This window comes from Planctomycetota bacterium, from assembly GCA_026387035.1.
Taxonomy (GTDB): domain Bacteria; phylum Planctomycetota; class Phycisphaerae; order FEN-1346; family FEN-1346; genus JAPLMM01.
The window spans coordinates 1-2,385 of sequence record JAPLMM010000114.1; the positions used below are offsets into that span (position 1 = coordinate 1).

Below are 2,385 nucleotides of genomic sequence, written 5' to 3' on the forward strand. Positions count from 1 at the left end.
TTCCGGCGAGAGCAAGAACACGCTCGGACGGCGCGTCAGGCAAATCGAGCGGAAGATCCGCCGGGCCGAGGCACGCCGGGGCGGGTGCGAAGAGCGGCCGGCTCAGGGACCCTCGGGCGCCGGATAGGCGAAGCGGATGCGGAAGCAGGGGAGACCGTCCAGCCGGTCGCCGTACAGCACCCGCAGTTCGGCCAATAGCGCGTCGCGCGATTCAAAACCGTCGAGCCTCGCGTCCTCTTCCGAAAGGTCCACCGGGCGGACGGGGTCGAAGGCCGTGACGCGGATGCGGCCGAGGCCGGGGACGAACTCCGCTTGGCCGGGCCGGAGGCGCCGCTTCGGCCAGACGCGGACGGTCTGGCACTTGGCTCCGGACCGGATGGGATCAAGGAACTTTTTCTTGAACAGGAGCATGGGCGTCGGCCCTCGAGTCCCGGCCCCAACGGGGCAGGCGCGCCGGGACAAGGAGAGTAGCCATGAGTCTGTATAGCATCAACAAAAACTTTCGCGCCGTGTCGCCGCCCCGGCCCGGCGCGGAACCGACCGAGCGCGCGCTCGGCGTGGCGGAGATGTTCGGCCTGGGGCTGGACGAGTCCTACGAGGTCGCCCTCTACGCCGGGCTCCGGATGGACGTCAGGCCGGGCGACGTGGTGTTCGTCACCGGCCCGTCGGGGAGCGGCGAAGGGCTGCCGGCCGAGTTCGAGGAGGCGCTGCGCCTGGCGAGCACGGCAGGCCTTGCGGACGCGTTCGTGCTCCTTCGGCCGCCGGAGGAACTCAGCGACGGCCAGCGTTGGCGTCTGCGGCTGGCGCACGCCCTGGCGCGCCTGGAGGCAATGCGGAATGCGGCCCCTCGACCATGCTCGGGCCGCCCTGAGCAGAGTCGAAGGGCGGATTGCGGAGTGCCCTTCGAGAGCCTCAGGGCCCTGAGCATGGTCGAAGGGCGGAATGAACGGCCAAACAACGAAAACGGCGCCGTGCGCGAGAGGCACCCGCCGCTGGAGTCAATGCGGGTGCTGGTGGCGGATGAGTTTGCGTCCACGTTGGACCGGCTCTGTGCGCGGGCGGTGGCGTATCGGCTGAGGCGTCTGGCGGACCGCGAGGGCGTGACGGTCCTGGCCGCCAGCGCCCACGACGACCTCGTCGAGGACCTTGCGCCCGACGTCCTGGTGGTAAAGGAGGTCGGCGCCGAGGTCGAGGTCCGCTACGCCGATGCGTCGCGTCTCGAGCCGCCCGCCGCGGCGGGCGGTCACCTTCCACGGCACCGCACGCGCGCCCGCGCCGATAAGCGTGAGGTGCGCTGATGGCGCCCGCCAGAACGTGCACGCTGCTGGCCGGCATCCGCATCCAGCGCGGAGCGCGCGAGGATTGGGATCGCCTCGCGCCCCTGCATTACCGTAGCCACCACGCCGGGGCGGTCAGCGACATCTTTCGCATGGTCCACCGGGCGGCGGGGGGAGTGTCCCCGGGATTCGTCCCGACTGCATCGGGACTCATCCCGTGGCGTTCGGCACAGGCGCGCGGGGCGGCGGGGCAGCGCGAGACGCTGGTCGGCGTCATCGTGTACAGCCGCTCGCCGCTGTCGCTCGCCGCGCGAAACCGCGCGACGGGCGGCCGCTACCGCGTCGGGCGAGGCCTGTCGGCCGGACGCCTCGTGAACGAGGAACTCCGCATCGTCAGCCGCGTCGTCATCGCGCCGAACTGGCGCGGCCTGGGGCTGGCGAGGCGGCTCGTGGCCGAAACGCTCCCCCGCGTCGGCACGCCCTACGTCGAAGCCCTCGCCGCCATGGGCCGGGTCCATCCCTTCTTCGAGCAGGCGGGGATGACGGCGTATCCCGGCGCGCCGGGACCGGCGGGGAGCGAGCGCCTGCGGTCGGCCCTTGAAGCGGTCGGCCTCGGGCGAAGCGCGCGCCGAAGCGCCGAGGCGCTCGATGCGGCACTGGAGACCCTTGCGCCCGCGGGGCGGCGCCTCGTGGAGCGCGAGATCGAGCGATGGGCCCGCTCGTATCTGGCGGCGAAGAACCATCGGACGCGCCGGCCCGAGCGCCGGCGGGCGCTGGACCTGGTGGCCCGCCACCTGGATTCCGCACCCGTCTATTACCTCTGGCGCGCGAAGTCGTTCGAGCCCCGTGCGGGAGCACGGGGTGACGCCAACGCCGATCCCGGCGCGCCTGCCCCGCCTGCCCCGTTGGGGTTGGGGCCGGGACCGCGGCGAGAAAAACGCGAGAAAGGAGCACGACGATGAACCCGACGAATCGCCATCGGCGAATCGCCCGGGCCGTCTGGGAGACCGGCGGCCGGCTGGACGAGGCGGCCCGGCGCGAGGGCGTCCGGCCGGAGACGCTGCGGCGCTGGCTGGCCGCGCCGGAGTTCCGCGCGCTGCTCGCGGAG

3 protein-coding genes are annotated in these 2,385 nt (G+C 72.6%); 2 read left to right on the forward strand and 1 reads right to left on the reverse strand.

Translation table 11 applies throughout. The features are described from left to right. Window positions 1-102: 102 nt before the first annotated feature. Complete coding sequence (locus tag NTX40_03915; GenBank protein MCX5648233.1) at window positions 103-411, reverse strand: ASCH domain-containing protein; 309 nt, start codon at window positions 409-411, stop codon at window positions 103-105. Window positions 412-473: 62 nt separating this feature from the next. Between NTX40_03915 and NTX40_03920 the strand changes: the two genes are divergently transcribed. Beyond that, on the forward strand, window positions 474-1,298 hold the full coding sequence (locus tag NTX40_03920) for a hypothetical protein (protein ID MCX5648234.1): 825 nt from the start codon (window positions 474-476) through the stop codon (window positions 1,296-1,298). Further along, entirely contained in the window at window positions 1,298-2,239 is a 942-nt protein-coding gene (locus tag NTX40_03925; protein ID MCX5648235.1) for a hypothetical protein, read from the forward strand. Before NTX40_03920 ends, NTX40_03925 begins: the two co-directional genes overlap by 1 nt. The last annotated feature ends 146 nt before the right edge of the window (window positions 2,240-2,385 follow it).